The organism is Synechococcus sp. 1G10 (genome assembly GCF_002252625.1).
GTDB lineage: Bacteria > Cyanobacteriota > Cyanobacteriia > PCC-6307 > Cyanobiaceae > Regnicoccus_A.
This window is the reverse complement of the sequence record NZ_NQKW01000021.1, coordinates 1-13,977: the sequence shown is the minus strand read 5'-3', so window position 1 is coordinate 13,977 and position 13,977 is coordinate 1. Positions and strand designations below refer to the sequence as shown.

Annotated in this window: 21 protein-coding genes; 8 read left to right on the top strand and 13 right to left on the bottom strand. The window is 59.0% G+C overall.

All coding sequences use genetic code 11. From position 1 onward, the window contains the following. Positions 1-2 precede the first annotated feature (2 nt). From CJZ82_RS14215 to CJZ82_RS18435, 4 genes are all read left to right on the top strand, one after another. Complete coding sequence (locus CJZ82_RS14215) at positions 3-740, top strand: MliC family protein (protein WP_094556423.1); 738 nt, start codon at positions 3-5, stop codon at positions 738-740. A gap of 378 nt (positions 741-1,118) precedes the next feature. Beyond that, positions 1,119-1,640, top strand: a complete 522-nt coding sequence (locus CJZ82_RS14210; protein ID WP_094556422.1) for a hypothetical protein — start codon at positions 1,119-1,121, stop codon at positions 1,638-1,640. A gap of 182 nt (positions 1,641-1,822) precedes the next feature. After that, a complete protein-coding gene (locus tag CJZ82_RS14205) occupies positions 1,823-2,773 on the top strand; it encodes an META domain-containing protein (protein WP_233130267.1) in 951 nt (316 codons plus the stop codon). 267 nt (positions 2,774-3,040) lie between these two features. Beyond that, complete coding sequence (locus CJZ82_RS18435) at positions 3,041-3,211, top strand: hypothetical protein (protein WP_158218585.1); 171 nt, start codon at positions 3,041-3,043, stop codon at positions 3,209-3,211. Positions 3,212-3,348: 137 nt separating this feature from the next. On the opposite strand, the gene CJZ82_RS14200 is transcribed toward CJZ82_RS18435, so the two are convergent. The 4 genes from CJZ82_RS14200 to CJZ82_RS19080 all read right to left on the bottom strand — a co-directional run bounded on the left by CJZ82_RS14200 (position 3,349) and on the right by CJZ82_RS19080 (position 5,094). Further along, positions 3,349-4,032 carry an HD domain-containing protein gene (locus tag CJZ82_RS14200; RefSeq protein WP_094556420.1) on the bottom strand — a complete coding sequence of 228 codons (684 nt, stop codon included), beginning with the start codon at positions 4,030-4,032 and terminating at the stop codon, positions 3,349-3,351. Positions 4,033-4,086: 54 nt separating this feature from the next. Continuing rightward, positions 4,087-4,449 carry an AbrB family transcriptional regulator gene (locus CJZ82_RS14195; protein ID WP_094556419.1) on the bottom strand — a complete coding sequence of 121 codons (363 nt, stop codon included), beginning with the start codon at positions 4,447-4,449 and terminating at the stop codon, positions 4,087-4,089. 81 nt (positions 4,450-4,530) lie between these two features. Then, complete coding sequence (locus CJZ82_RS19085) at positions 4,531-4,893, bottom strand: thermonuclease family protein (RefSeq protein WP_233130266.1); 363 nt, start codon at positions 4,891-4,893, stop codon at positions 4,531-4,533. Positions 4,894-4,902: 9 nt separating this feature from the next. After that, on the bottom strand, positions 4,903-5,094 hold the full coding sequence (locus CJZ82_RS19080) for a thermonuclease family protein (RefSeq protein ID WP_233130265.1): 192 nt from the start codon (positions 5,092-5,094) through the stop codon (positions 4,903-4,905). A 209-nt stretch (positions 5,095-5,303) separates the two neighbouring features. Between CJZ82_RS19080 and CJZ82_RS14185 the strand changes: the two genes are divergently transcribed. Next, positions 5,304-5,960, top strand: a complete 657-nt coding sequence (locus CJZ82_RS14185; protein WP_094556418.1) for an SOS response-associated peptidase — start codon at positions 5,304-5,306, stop codon at positions 5,958-5,960. Between the two features lie 213 nt (positions 5,961-6,173). Continuing rightward, positions 6,174-6,407, top strand: a complete 234-nt coding sequence (locus tag CJZ82_RS14180) for a hypothetical protein (protein ID WP_094556417.1) — start codon at positions 6,174-6,176, stop codon at positions 6,405-6,407. A 3-nt stretch (positions 6,408-6,410) separates the two neighbouring features. On the opposite strand, the gene CJZ82_RS18430 is transcribed toward CJZ82_RS14180, so the two are convergent. Then, complete coding sequence (locus tag CJZ82_RS18430) at positions 6,411-6,551, bottom strand: hypothetical protein (RefSeq protein WP_158218584.1); 141 nt, start codon at positions 6,549-6,551, stop codon at positions 6,411-6,413. A gap of 386 nt (positions 6,552-6,937) precedes the next feature. Here CJZ82_RS18430 and CJZ82_RS14175 point away from each other — a divergent pair, with 386 nt between their 5' ends. Continuing rightward, entirely contained in the window at positions 6,938-7,402 is a 465-nt protein-coding gene (locus CJZ82_RS14175) for a bacterioferritin (RefSeq protein ID WP_094556416.1), read from the top strand. Positions 7,403-7,587: 185 nt separating this feature from the next. Here the strand turns inward: CJZ82_RS14175 and CJZ82_RS14170 are convergent, their stop codons facing one another. After that, positions 7,588-7,839 (bottom strand): DUF1651 domain-containing protein, encoded by a 252-nt coding sequence (locus CJZ82_RS14170; protein ID WP_094556415.1) that lies wholly within the window; start codon positions 7,837-7,839, stop codon positions 7,588-7,590. Positions 7,840-8,124: 285 nt separating this feature from the next. On the opposite strand from CJZ82_RS14170, the gene CJZ82_RS18730 reads away from it, so the two are divergent. After that, complete coding sequence (locus CJZ82_RS18730) at positions 8,125-8,820, top strand: hypothetical protein (RefSeq protein ID WP_198949791.1); 696 nt, start codon at positions 8,125-8,127, stop codon at positions 8,818-8,820. A 158-nt stretch (positions 8,821-8,978) separates the two neighbouring features. Here the strand turns inward: CJZ82_RS18730 and CJZ82_RS19075 are convergent, their stop codons facing one another. The 7 genes from CJZ82_RS19075 to CJZ82_RS14135 form a co-directional block, all read right to left on the bottom strand. Beyond that, the gene (locus CJZ82_RS19075; protein ID WP_233130264.1) at positions 8,979-9,572 is read right to left on the bottom strand and encodes a hypothetical protein; all 594 of its coding nucleotides are present in this window, start codon (positions 9,570-9,572) and stop codon (positions 8,979-8,981) included. A 296-nt stretch (positions 9,573-9,868) separates the two neighbouring features. Then, on the bottom strand, positions 9,869-10,357 hold the full coding sequence (locus tag CJZ82_RS14155) for a hypothetical protein (protein ID WP_094556414.1): 489 nt from the start codon (positions 10,355-10,357) through the stop codon (positions 9,869-9,871). A 317-nt stretch (positions 10,358-10,674) separates the two neighbouring features. Further along, a complete protein-coding gene (locus CJZ82_RS17980) occupies positions 10,675-11,304 on the bottom strand; it encodes a hypothetical protein (protein ID WP_143593679.1) in 630 nt (209 codons plus the stop codon). Positions 11,305-11,632: 328 nt separating this feature from the next. Further along, positions 11,633-12,271: an HNH endonuclease gene (locus tag CJZ82_RS19645; protein WP_369820078.1), complete on the bottom strand. Its 639-nt coding sequence runs from the start codon at positions 12,269-12,271 to the stop codon at positions 11,633-11,635. Positions 12,272-12,574: 303 nt separating this feature from the next. Then, positions 12,575-13,171: a hypothetical protein gene (locus CJZ82_RS14145; RefSeq protein WP_094556412.1), complete on the bottom strand. Its 597-nt coding sequence runs from the start codon at positions 13,169-13,171 to the stop codon at positions 12,575-12,577. After that, on the bottom strand, positions 13,162-13,653 hold the full coding sequence (locus tag CJZ82_RS14140) for a hypothetical protein (RefSeq protein ID WP_143593678.1): 492 nt from the start codon (positions 13,651-13,653) through the stop codon (positions 13,162-13,164). Before CJZ82_RS14140 ends, CJZ82_RS14145 begins: the two co-directional genes overlap by 10 nt. Further along, positions 13,628-13,945 (bottom strand): MotA/TolQ/ExbB proton channel family protein, encoded by a 318-nt coding sequence (locus CJZ82_RS14135; RefSeq protein WP_158218480.1) that lies wholly within the window; start codon positions 13,943-13,945, stop codon positions 13,628-13,630. The genes CJZ82_RS14140 and CJZ82_RS14135 overlap by 26 nt, the downstream gene beginning before the upstream one ends. Between the last annotated feature and the right edge of the window lie 32 nt (positions 13,946-13,977).

Here is a 13,977-nt window from a genome sequence, read left to right as displayed (position 1 = left end):
CCATGACGGCTAGCCATACGTTCGCCTCCTCTGTTGGGCCACTGCTGTTCTCCTTCGCCGTGTTGACGGTTCCGGCAATGGCTGTACCCCCGCCCGTGGAGTCGTTCGACGGAGTGACGATTCGATGCACCCCCGGGGCCAGCGCCACCACGGTGTTGATCTGCAGAGATGCCGCGCTACGCCGCTTCGATGACGAGGTCAGGCGGCTGTTCACGCTGGTCCGTACTGACCCCAGCCTGCCGTCCTCCACCAGGGCTTCTCTGCTTAGCGAGCAGCGCCTCTGGGTGGAGCAGCGACAGGCTTGTTGGCAATCAGCCAAGCCGCCCACCTGGGACGCTGACCTGCGCCGCTGCGTGCTCGAGTCCACTTTGGTGCGCCTTCATTTGCTTCGTCAGATCTCTGCAAGCGCGCGCCGGGAGGATCCAGCTTCCATCAGCCAGGGACCCATCCCCGTGGCCTGCCCCGAGATCCGTGATGTTCTGCGCGTCACCCTCGTGAATGGACAGCCGGAGTTTGCTGTTGTGGAGAGCAACGGCCGGCTGGTTCTGCTCACCCGCACTCCATCGGCGTCTGGAGTTCGCTACGTCAGTTCAACAACCAGCAGCAACCCAAGCAACGACGCCGCTGCACCTTCGGCCTTGCTCTGGATCAAGGGTGAGCAGGTCCAGATTGAATGGCCAACACTGGGCCTATCTGCAGCCAACTGTCGCTTCCAGCCCGTGACAGGGCCTCATCCTTAGGACTTCTTGCTCTCCTCGTTGCTCGGCACGTCAGTTCAGTGTGTGCTGATGAGGGAAACTTCGATGACCTTGGAGAGGTCGACCAGAGCCTTGGGACTGATTCTGTAAGAGCCGTAGGCAATGACGGGCCGATCTAACGGACGATGCGTGATCTCGACGATGGTCAAGATCATTCTCTCCGGACGATCACTGTCAGCATGACTGCACCGGGCACGGGTGAATGAAGATTCGTCTTCCGGCGATCATATGAGTCTTCGGCAGACATAAGGAATGCGCGAAACTGCTGTCCTGGTTGAAGGTTCTGCCGGCTCACGATGATCCCAGAGCAGAACGGCCTGTTTTGTCAATGCAGAGTTTCCTCAGAAGAATGATTCTGGCATGATGGAGCTCTACGCAACCGAACTCCGCGTCATGGTCGGCCATGAAGATTTTACCAGGATCTTGTCCCAGGAGGGCTTGCCTCCTGTCTACCGGTGGGACGCTGATGTGATCGCATCCCAACAGGCCCTGCCCGGCAGCGTGGGTGCCCTTGAAGCTTTTGAGACCGGGCTACGAGCCTTGTTCGTGAACTCGAAGGTCTGTGCCGGACGAGATGACTTTTATAGTCTTGTGGCGTCTGAGCCTGAAGCCTTTGGACTGACAGAAGCAGCATCAGCCGAAGAGATTCAATTGGCCATCAAGACCGCGCTTTCCAAGGACAGTGACCTATGTATTCAGCTTTTACCTGACGCAGGCTTGGCAATAATCGGTGCCGAAACGATGTTTCCACCTGAATATGGAGAGACTGTTCAGGACTTCTGGATCTGGTTCATACGCTCACCTGGATTCTTTCCAGGCCCTGCCTGGATACTTGTTCGTCGTGACGGCAGCATTGACGCTTATCATTATGGTTATATCTAGAAGTGGTTTTCATCCGGGCTTTGTAGGCCTGCATTGGCGTGATCAGCTGCTGCGGTCTCAATCCCTATGTGGCCGCAGAGCCATAGAGCGCAGGCCACATTGCTTGCCGTAGGGACTGCAGCGCTGCTAGACCGAAGATTGCAATTCTTCCATTGATGAGGGTGGTCCGCGATGCTGCAGCGATGGTTGTGGTCAGTGCCGCCATTGCTGCTTCCTTCCTGCTGCCTGGCGGCGAGGGGACCAGTCTGGCCAAGCCGACCAGCTCAGGCGCCCCCCTGGCGGGCACGCAGTGGCGCCTGCTCGAAATCCAGTCGATGGACGATGCACAGGGCATCACCCGGCCTGCCGATCCCTCCCGTTACACGTTGCGGTTCAACAGCGACGGCACGCTTCAGCTGCGCCTCGACTGCAACCGAGCCAGCGGAACCTGGTCGGCCCGACCAAGTGCTGATCCCAGCAACGGCAGTCTGCGGCTGGGTCCGCTTGCCAGCACCAAAGCCCTCTGTCCGTCTCCGAGCCTGGGGGAGAGGCTTGGCGCTCAGACCACTTTCGTGCGCGGCTATCTGCTCAGAGATGGACGATTGAATCTCAGCCTGCTGGCCGATGGCGGCATTCTCGTCTGGGAGCCCATCAACCAAGCAGGTCATTTCTCTGCTACCCCCGATCCAAAGCTGGAAGCCGCCATCCTGAGGGCCTCGCCCGGCGAGATGCACCACGCCATCGGTGGGAAGCGAGGTTCAGCTCGTGGGAGCTATGTCTATGCTCGTTACGACCTCAATGGCGATGGCCGCGATGAGGTGTTCGCCTACCTGATGGGCTCGAACTTCTGCGGCACCGGAGGCTGCACTATGCAGATCTTCCGGCAAAGCGGCAATTATTATCGGCTGATGAACAGCTTCCCGATTACTCGCCTGCCGGTCATCATTTCAGCCACGCGCACGCAAGGCTGGAATGACTTCTGGAAACGGGAGTCCGGTGGTGGCGCTCCCCTGACCTACGTGCGTCACATCTATGACGGCAGACGCTACGTGGCAAGGAAGCGTGTCCCGGCAATACCAACTCCTGCAGGCACGTCTATTCTTAGCGGTGATCCTACCCTTACGGATGGAATCCCGCTGGTGCTCAGCAACTGATAGCGGGTGGAACTGCTGCTTACGTTGTTCATCGCAATGCCGCCCACCTCATTGTGGAGGATCTACATTTGCTTATTGGTTGCGGAGCGCTGCGGATAGGCAGGAGCATGCTGCCAAAGCACCAATCAACGCCTCCTCACTGCGGTGAGTTGGATCAGCTGCGCAGCATGGGAGTGGTCGGTGACTTTCAGGAAAGGTATCACTCCTTGGCTGCCACTCAGGCGGCTTGAAATAAGGGTAACGCCTGGATCGGTTCCGTCTGCTGCCATGCCCAGTCCTGTCCTCAACTCCACCGATCCGGCCCTGCTGCTGCTGCGCTGCCGTGAGGCCATCGGTGCCGTTCTTGAGGCCCCGGAAGCCAGGCGCAGATGTGGAGCTCCCTTCTCGCCCAGCGAGCGTCGCTTCCTGCAGCTGGTGGTGCTGCCGGTGATCGATTAGTTCCTCGACCGCCTCCAGCTGATCCGCGCCGCCCAGGAGCAGCAGCAGTGGGAGCTTTATGAGGCGGCCCCGCCTGAGGAGGGCGGGCCGTCCAGCGGCGGCTGAGCGGCGGGCTGCTGCCTTTGATGCCAGCCCGGTCAAACTGGTACCTGCTCTGAACCCTGCTGCTGCCGCTCCAGGTAGCCCATGGCCCACACCAACGGGCTTATGCCGCTGGGGATGATCCGGTCGTAGGACTGGCTGCGCAGGATCTTGTTCACGGCGTCCCCCAGCAGCTCGTTGGAGCGGCTGCCAGGCATACGGTGGCTCAGGGTCTGGTGGATCCTCAGCAGGTACCAGGCGGTGCCATCGAGGCCGGCATTAAACCGCTCCCAGCTGCTTGGGTCGCGGCGGGCATCGAGCACCATGTCACGTGCGTTGTGGGCCTTATCGGCTGCCGTCACCAGCAGTGAATCGAGCGGCTTGTGCTCCAGCGAGGCCACGTAGCGCGTCTTGCGCACGAGCCAGGATTCCTTCTTGCCTCCCGGCGCCACCGGCCCTGCGGTGTCTGTGCAGTCGGCCACGATCCGCCCCACCCGCTGCCCGTAGCGGCCGGCGATCGAGGCCTCGTCCTGATCGGCATCCTCGATCGAATCGTGCAGCAGGCCTGCGATCGCCTGCTCCTCATCGCCGCCGTCTTCCCACACCAGAGCGCTCACGGCGATCAGGTGGGAGATGTAGGGCACGGGTTTGCCTTTGCGCCGCTGGAGGCTGTGCAGCTGTGCCGCCCAGCCCAGGGCATCGATGTAGCGCGGGCTGTGGAGATGGGGCAGGTTGGTCATCAGCGATCGGCAACCGGCGGGGGCAGCCGCTCCAACAGCAGTTCCAGCTTGCGGTCACTCCTCATCATCGCTGGCACCAACAGGAATCAGCCGGATCTGCTTCTTGCCCAGCTTGATCTCGAACTCATCGCCGGGCTTGAGGTCTAGCAATGCCGTGTAGGCCTTGCCCACCATCAGGTTCCCGTTGAACTGGATCTTGGTGGTGTAGCTCAAGCTGCGGCCACCTTGGCCCTTGCCACCGTCACCGAGGCTGACGCCCTTGGCTTCCAGCAGCGCCTCAAAGAAGGCCGTGAAGTTCAGCCGCTCACTGCCATTCTTCTTGCTGTTCACGTAGCCGGCGGCTCGCACCAGATCGGACTTGGAGGCAGCTCCAAGCTCCTTGACTTTGGCGAGCAGTTCAGATCCGGTGAGTGCCATCAATGTGGGGCAGGCAACAATGAATACACCCTAGCGGAATGGGAGAGGCTCCTCATACCAATGGTGCGGTTGTTCGTCATCTCAGCGGCGCAGACTTTCACACGCCTCTCCATCACTGTTGCTATCGAGATACCGGTGACCCTGGCTCAGCAGCTCCTGGGCTCGGGCATAAGAGCTGAGCTCGCTGCAGCGATACCGACGGCCGCCCGGAATGGATCCAGAATCAGCACCTGATCGAGTCGATGCTTTCACGCGGCGGAAGTCCCAGGGCCGGGTGATTCCGCCTGACATTTGCCACACGCCAACACGGCGCCGACTGGCCCGTGCTTCGGCATCGAGATACTTCTTTGAGTCGCACTGGCAGAGGTACTTCCGGTAGACAAATGCCTGGCCGTCTTCCACCATTGCCAGGTTCAGGTTCACCACCCCGATCACCTCGGCCACGGTGCGGCCTTAGCGATCCACCATCTGCGGCCTGAGGGTCACACTTGAGCCCAGCCGCAAACGGCTCTGCAGATACCGGCGGGCCTGTTCCCCATCGGGGGCCTGAGCCATCTCGGGAGCATCGATGCAGGCCAGGCGCACGCTGATCCGCTTGCCACCTTCCAGCACGCGGATGGTGTCGCCATCGCCGATCGAGTGCACAGTGGCGGCTTGCAGCGGCCAGGCCCATCCGATTGAAAGGCCTGGGAACATAGCCGCGGTCTTAGGTCCAGACGATCCAAGGCAGCGTGGGCATGGCAAGGTCCCATCAGACTCGCTCCTCCTGGATGGCGGTCGGTATCGCGGTTGCACTGCCAGGAGTCAGGCCACGCAGATTGGGAGCAGCCCAACTCGATCCGCAGGCGTCTCTGATGTGTGGCCGCTACTCGCTCACCACCACGATCGATCAGTTGCTGCCACGGCTCAAGGGTCCGCTGCCGGATGGTTTCCTCGAGCATTACCAGCCGCGGCAGCAAGTGCGGCCCGGCGAGTCACTACTGATCCAGCGGCACCAGCAGGGACAGCTGGCAGTGGGCTACGCGCGCTGGGGGTTGGTCCCCAGCTGGCTGAAGAACACCAGCGGCAAAAGCCGGCCGATCAATGCACGCAGCGAGACGGTGAGCCAGAAGCCGTTCTTTCGTGGTCCCTGGCGCCATCACCGCTGCCTGCTGCCAGCCGATGGCTTCTACGAATGGCGACCGCCACCGGAGGGGGCAGGCCATGGCCCCAAAGGGCAGAAGCAGCCCTACTGGATCCGCCGCCAGGACGGCGCCCCCTTCTGGCTTGGCGGCTTGTGGGACCACTGGATCGCTCCTGATGGCAGCGAACTCCAGACCTGCTGCATCCTCACCACCACCCCCAACGCGCTGCTGCGTCCGATCCACGACCGCATGCCGGTGGTGATCATTGATGGCTGGGAAGAGGCCTGGTTGCTGCCGGAAGACGCCGCCGAGCTGCGGGGGCTTGAGGCGCTGATGGCCCCATGTGATCCCGCCAGCTGGGATGCGATTCCGGTCGACTGGTTGTGATCTGCCCGCTCGGCCAGGTCATCGATCAGATTTATGGCCGTCGATAGGGCCCCCTGCTGGATGCTCAGATCGAGGCCTGATCACCTGCTGCACACACAACCGCCTAGGAAATCGTGCCAGGGTGATCGCCGCCAGTGATCCAGCTGCCGTGCTGTCCGTGCATCGAACGGAAACCTGTCAGCGGTTTGTCCTTGGTTCGTCAGTGATCACCACATGCGCTTCACCTTCTCCCTGCCGCTCAACACCGCCTCGGTGCGCAAGGTTCTGAAGGCCCGCGGCATCGACGCCGTCATCGCGCAATGGCCTGATCTGGAAGTCCATCGATCACTGCTCAGCCAGGTCCAGATCGAGGAGCAGGAACGAGCGGCCTACGAACGCCTGAGTCAAGTGGCGGCAGGCCGGGTGGAGCGGTTGCTTGAGCTTCTCAAGCAAGAGGCGGTGCAATAGCGATCAGGCGTGGTGCTCCAGTCCCTCCAGTGCCGTACGCAGCTCGCCGTTGAACTCTTCATCCAGCTCGGTGCCGGTGAGTTCCTCGTCAACCAGGTCCTTGATCAGGGGGAAGAAGCGCACCTCGAACCACCTGCGGAACATGGCAGCGGTTCACCACGGCCATGGCCCACCCGGCAGCGTGGGCCTGCCTGGCCACCTGTGCCGGCATGACGCTGCCGGGGAAGCCAGACATCGTCTCGACAAAGAGAAGGCGACCAGTATCGAACAGGGCTGAACGTCCCCAATGAAAAGGGCGACCCGTGTCTGGCTCCCTACTGCTTCTCTTCGAGAAGGCTGCGCCTACGCAGAAGCCAAGGGCTAGGGCCGGCTTCAGGGCTAGTGCTCGCGCCGCCCTGGTCGAGGCCTCTGATTCATTAATGCTGCATGGATGTGGCGAGCTTGCGCGCTGTGAAGAGCACACTGGGACGGCCCTTGGTGCCACGTAAAATGATCGAATCATGGAATCAGAGCCAGGGGAGGGACCAACCATGCAGACGATCGAAGTTACGGTGAAGGAGGCGATGATCAAAGCGCTTAACCGCATCCTGGAGCTAGAGCTGGCAGGAGTAGTTAAATACACCCATTACGCGCTGATGGTGTATGGCTACAATCGAATTCCGATCGTGTCTTGGCTCAAGAGCAACGCGGAGGAGGGCCTGGTTCATGCCCATAAGGCCGGTGAGATGGTGACGCTGCTGGGAGGGCATCCTTCCCTTCAGATCGGTTCACTTCTGGAGACCCAGAAGCACGACATCGGCGACATCCTGAGAGAGAGCATGGAGCACGAAAAAGAAGCACTCAAGGCCTATTACGAACTGCTCTCCCTTTCAGAAGCACATTCCGTGTTGATGGAGGAGTACGCAAGGGAGATGATCGTGTTGGAGGAACTTCATCTCGACGAGGTGGATAAGATGTTACGCCGACCGGGAGATCTTGAGCCCTATCACGGCTGATCGCATCTTCTCCCCACTTCTGCGATTCCAGTTGAGGCTGCCGGCGTGGCGATTCATCGAGATGGGCCCATGGGCCGGTTGCAGGGAACTGGTTTGAACCGCCCTGGTCGAGGCCTCCGATTCATCAATAGAACCGTTTGGCCGTGGTGTCAGTACGGCAAACCTCACTTCTGGGCCACACCCCATCACCACTGGGGCTCGCAGGGGCTCCAGCCCTCCTGGCGCTTGCTGGCCCACAGCTTGATGGCCTCATCCCGGCTGATCTCCCGGCGGCTCTTGAGCAGCGGCACCGGTTCGCCCGGGAGTATCTCGCCCTTGGTGATCTCCAGAAGCTGACTGGTGTGATCCCAACGGGTCGGGCGGAAGCGCAGCACCTGGCGGCCGTCGCTGAGCCACCCGTCTTTGGGCGACAGGGGTGGTCCCTTGCTGATGGCCATGCCTGCTCAGGCCACTTCCGGACACCAGCCCCGCTGGTGCGTTATGTCGTCGGTCCAACCCTGGCAGCGGTGGGTCAGGTGGCGTGATCGGCGGAATCTCGATCACCTGGCGGCGCTGGTCACGCCTGGCTGCAGACCAGATTCGGCATCCCTTCGGGCTATCCAGAAGCGGGCAAGCCCACACGGTTCTACAGCGAGGACCTGGAGAAGCACTGCGTTTACTTCAGTGCCACTGCTGCCAGCAACCAGTACATCGACCTTGATGCCTACATCCGCAGCCTGCGCGTGGCCTGTGGTGATGATCCTGCGCTGCTTGATGCCTGGCTCAGAGGGCGGCTTGATGTGGAGATCGCCGGGGCGTTCTTCGGGACGAGCTTCTCGGTGCGCCGCTCCCTTCGTGATGTCAGGCCAGGGGAGATCAACTTGAGGCTCCACAAGCCCTTCGTGGTGGGCGACTGGGGCTGTGCTGCCCCATCGGTGTTCTATCTGGCCATCCAGGACCCACCAAGCGCCCCCAAGGGCAGCCTGTGGCTGATTGATGAGATGTACGTCTGCGCCAGCACCAGCGGGGGGCAACGTGACTGGACTCGTGGCTCCTACATGAGCAATGCCGAGCAAGCCATGGCTCTCAAGGAATGGCTGAGCCGATGGGGGCTGGAGCCAAGGGATCTGCAGATCGTGATGGACGATGCCGTGTTCAACGCGACCGGCGGGCCAAAGGGTTCAGTGGCCGGTGACTTCCAAGATGCTGGTGTGCGGTTTCGACGTGCCGGGAAGCTCTCGGTGAGAGAAGCGAACTGCCTGGCCTTGGTCCGCACGATGCTGCAGGCAGCAAGTCGTGACCCGGAGACACCGTGGCTCCTATGGAGCAAGGCATGTCAGGGCTGGATGGCCACGGTGCCGACCTTGCCCCGCCACCCGACTGATTGTGAGCGGGTGGCTGATGGGGTGGCGCAGCACGCATTGGATGCGGTGCGGTAGGGAGTGATGTGGCAGCGGAGTCGGTCTACGGTGGGATCTACGAACTTCAGGGTGTGGTGAAGGGGATAGCAGTGGGCAGCTTTTACCCTCAGGAGCGATGCGCCGCCTCAGCGGTTAACGATGGGGCCTGTCCAGAAAACCCAGACGACCTAAGCATGTCAGTAACGAGGATACTCTTTCTGGACGTTCTCAACCGGCTTAAGGGTATTGGTTTCAAAGCTTACGTCAATTGTCTTTCCGTCTTCAAGCGTGACTACACATCGCCCGGACGACCTAGGTGTAATCGTAATAGGAGTGCAGCTCCCCTCCTTAATGCCGCCACCATCTCGGGTATAGTAGAAATCTGGTTTTGGCTTTTTGCTGGCCACGCTTGTTAGTGACCTAATTAGCACCACATCTACTTGCGGCATGAACGAATTGCCTTGAGAAATCAGGAACTGCCATTGTCCAAGCTTGCCTATTATGTGCAAGTTCACGGAGCTTCTGTCCTCACTTCCGACAGATATTGCCCCGGCTTCGCATGCTCCTCTCCCATATCCGGAGTGACTCATCTTGCAGGAGCTAGGCACAAACTGATAGAAATAAGCTTCAACATATTGAGGGTTGGCTAAAACAGCTTTAATCCCAACGGCAGACGTGAGGGAGACAAGGGTTAGAGGTAACAAACGAAATGCTATTCTCGCCAATAGGTGTCGAGCACACTGGGAGTCCTCGCTCTTCTCTGGAAAGCTCTTAATGCGTTGAAAAGACATGGTGCAATTGGATAGCAAAGGCTTCTTAAGAATAAAGTAAATCTGTTATAGATGTCGCGATTTCTAATGAGTTGATACCAGGTGTGAAGGCGCCCTAGCTGTATGCGGTTGGCAGGCCCACCGATTCGTAAAGCAGACTCCTAGGGCGGCGTCAGCAAGCTTCTGATCAGCGACCCCCTGCTCCATGGATTGCGGCGGGGACATTTCGCTGACGATGGCAGTGGTCAGGTTGAGGAGGCATAAGCCCAGGAGGCCACCGCCGAGGGTGGCAAGGAAGATGTGGTTGGACTTCATGCTCAGCGGATAGCAAAGGTGGAGGGAACGACGGCGCTGCCAGTGATGAGTGCCGGGCTCACGTCGGGCTTGTCACTCTGCTTGGAGACTGTGCAGGTGAGAATCGACTGATCCCTGCCCTCCCAGGGTGTCAGGCGGCACGCGCCCTTTGCCCCAAGGGTCCAGGATTGCCCATCGGCAAGGATTCGGATGCCCATTACACGGGTATCGCCGCTGGAGTAAGGCGGGGCAGATGTGTCGATGATGAAGCCGAAGGTGTTGTTGCTATTGCGCTCAAACCAGAGGTTGATGGTGCCGCCGCCACGGGTGGTGACGACCTGGTAGCACTCCTGTTGCACATCAGGCTTGGCGGGGTCGCCGAGGGTCTGAATGCAGTTGTCAACGGTCAGGAAATCGGCGTTCCGGTCGATCGTGCTGATGGTCTGTGCCACGGCTGGTGTCGCGATGAGCGACAGGGCGAGTGTGGCAAGGAAGATGCGGTTCGGCTTCATGGTGCGGGGGGATGGAGTTCGCTCTGGGGGAGGAGCCGAATCGAGTAACGGTCCTCTTCCTCTCTGACCTCTTCACCATCCCCTGGCTGCACCTTTCACCACATCCCCCGTCCGGGGGATTCCTGCTATCTGCAAAGTGAAGACTGTCCGACTTCGATCAGGCTGAATGACGCTTTGCATCAATCACAGGCCGCTCAGAACGCCAACACATTCGACGGCAAACACCACAGTCTTTGAAGGCAGACAAGGATCGCTATAAAATCGTTGATGACCCAAGACCGTCTAGTTGGCAACCTGCCAACTAGACGGTCCAATGGTCAGTCAACAGCACCCAGTCTAGCCTTTTCGACATTCGCCATCGAAGGGTAAGACGCCGCCCATGTGGCAACCGAAGGATTGGCTGACAGATACATGTCCCAGCTGCAATTGTACTGTTTCAGCACTTTGCCACAATCAAGTGAAGCTATGCGAGCCTTTTCCGCTTCAGCGGCCTTCTTCTCATTCATCAGAGCAATAGATTTCTCGCTGCGCTGCCCACTTGCCAAACCAGTGAGTCGCGACATATCATAGGCAAAATTTACGGCTGGCTTATTGTTGACAAAGCGAATTTCCTGGATTGCAGGGTTACCTGCACCATCTGCATAGGAGATTGTAAATCGATAGTCGTAGTTTTTCGCAAGGAATCCGATAAGCCCGGGAACACCAAATATAATTGTTGTTGCAATTCCTGTTCCAATACTGGTGGTCGCTCCTTGTCCGCCTTGATTCCAGGACGTAATCTGATCGCGACTAATGCCGCCACTTGGTGTAATAAACTCGTCAGCTGTAACAGATACATTACAGTTTACATTGCCGCAAAGTGCATCGTATGAGGCAGCCTTTGCTCCCAGTGGGCTAATGGCCAGAGACAGAGATCCAGCGATTGCAAGTGCAAGCTTTTTTGACATGTTGTTGACGAGGTAGTGGGCATTGCTGCCTTTGACCTTTTCAGCATCCCAGCCTCTCTAGTCCTTCGCATCCCCCGCTTGGGGGATAGTGCAGAACCCCCTCAGCACTACTGGCATAAACCTCCTCTGTATGCACCTTGGGCAGCGCTGTACCGATCACTGACGACGAACAAGGTGAGTTCATCGCGGCGGACCTCTGCCTACTGGTGATCGGGTCGAATCCAGAGGAGCGGGTTGAGCTGATGAAAGATGTTGCGGAGATGGTGGCCCGCTGTCTCAATCGTGCTTAATCCCCTCGTTCTGATTGTCAGCTTCGTGCAATATAAGATCACTCCTCAGGGGACGGTGAAGTCTTATCCAAATTGAAAAGGTGTTCAATAAGGATATGGTTGTAGCTGTCTCCATCATGGGCATGATGCACACGCCGGTGGCAGGTAGGGCATAGCGCTATCACGTGACCTGGGTGATCTGGGCCCCCATCCGCTAGCCTAGTCGTATGGTGAGGTTCTAGATATGGCTCACGGCGCTTAGTCATGAATGGCGCTATCTCGCCGCATCCTTCACATACACCAGCAGCCCGCTCCAGAACGTACTGACGAACTGCCGCTGACCGTACTCGGACGCATTGCCGCCTTTGCTGGACAGATGCTTCTCTGCCAGCCCCAGCAATAGCAAGTTGTCGAAGCTCTTGCAACGACTTTCCTCGCAGACGCCGGTTCGAAAAACTTCTGTCTGATCTGTCTATGGGCGTATCTTTTTCCCCTTCGTACGGCTCCAGAGCAAGCTCAAAGACGATTGCTTGCCTAAGTTTGTCATTGGTATCAGATCGCTCCTCATGGTGGTGGCCCAGATATGTAGCCTCACCAATGTAACTTACATCACCATGACCGAGAGCCTCGAAGAGGTAAACGCGTTTCCTATCAGCCCTATGATCACGCAGAGCTTTATTGGCCCTAACAAACTTCATGTCACCATGCTGGCCCTCGCCTGTGTAATGATAAGTTCCGTCAGGCTTGAACTCGTCGCGGTATCCATGTTGGGTGCCGCTATCGCCAGTAAATAGGAAGATTGCCGCATAGTCGCTAGGCGTGGACATTCCACCCTGTCGCTGTCCACCGTAACGATCGTGCAGGTCCCTCCGGCGATTGTAGATCTTGCCTGCTTGAAACTTCATTGGATTAGGCACGCATAGCATGTTCTAGATAGATGATTCCTTGAAGGCCTTCTGGATGCAGAAAGCAATCATGGCAATAGGTGAGGTGAAATGAACCTACTGGACTAGCGAACCAGTACGCCCTCCGCTGCTAAGCACGACACCATCACCCTCATGCGCGAGCCATCCAGAGCGGAAGCCCTCCTCTGCCGCAATGGTGCGGACCTCCTTGTAATACCCGGTGCCATCGGGGGTGATCGCTGCTGAGAGATGACGTGAACCAGGGTCGTGCTGCCGCAGCCAGGACCGCAATTCCTCTGCACTCATCACCCTGCCGGCGATTGGATCCAGCTGCAGAGAAGACCCCAGATCAGTCAGGCTGAAGAATCGACCGGTCGTCTCCAGATCATCCCCAGAAAATGGCCGGATGCCATCACCAGTGATCAGCAGATAGAGCGGACTCGTAGCGGCTTCCTGAACCTGGGGCAATGAGAGCCGAGCTGCTGGCCGCTCCGGCTGTGTAATGGGTGGCGGGGCTACTGGTGGTTGTGGAGTGGGGGCCTGTGGGTTGCTGACCCGCCCTGGAGCCGCGAGTGCCAGCACGACAGCCGTGATCATCAGAACGCCCAGAACGTTCATGAAAACATCGATCAAGCTGTCGAAGCTCAGCTCGGCTGCACCAGAGCGACGACGACCTCTCTGCTTCACTGCCATGGCAAGACGGCCTCCTCTGATGTGGGCTCGTAGCCAAGCTGCGACCCGCTGGCCCGGAAGGCTTCAACCAGAGAGTCAAGTGAGGGGAAGCAGGAACCGGATACCGCCAGGTAAACGTTGGGGGCTGCCAGTTCCCGAGCCACCGCCGCTGCACTGGTGGTGCCGAGTGACCAAGACTTGATTCTCTCGCCGTTTCCGGGATCGAATTGCTCCAGGCTCTCTCCCTTGCAAAGCAGGAAGGAAGTGGCCGCAGTGACATCACGGCCACCCACCGTGGTGATCTCGACGAGAGCGGGGGCTGTCCTGGACTCTGAAGCCGCAGCTGGCAACGGTTCAGGTGCAGCCTGGGTAGTTCCCTGCTCCCCGATCGAGAGGGCCAGCACCGAAATCACCAGCAACACGATCACCATCACAGCGCTGAGGATGTCGAGGAAGCCGATCAGATCAACTCCTGTACTAGAGCTTCGCCGTGGACGTCTCATCTTGAGCCAATCGAGGGAAGAGGGAATCGTTGATGCTTGCTTCGAGGTCCCCGGCCAGCCGATACTCCGAGCGCTCAGCCAGGCTCATCAACACCATGCAGCCGACGGCGCAGACAATCCCCAGAAGGGTGGTGTCGAAGGCAGTGGAGAGGCCACCGGTGACCTGCGTGAGGCCAGCCTTCACCTTCGTCAGATCCGTCACATTGGCCAGCAAGCCAGAGAAGCCTCCGATCGAGACGGAGATGCCAAGTACGGTTCCGAGAAAGCCCAGCATCGGCAGCACCCAGATCATGGTTCGGGTGACCAGGAAGCTGTCCTCAATCT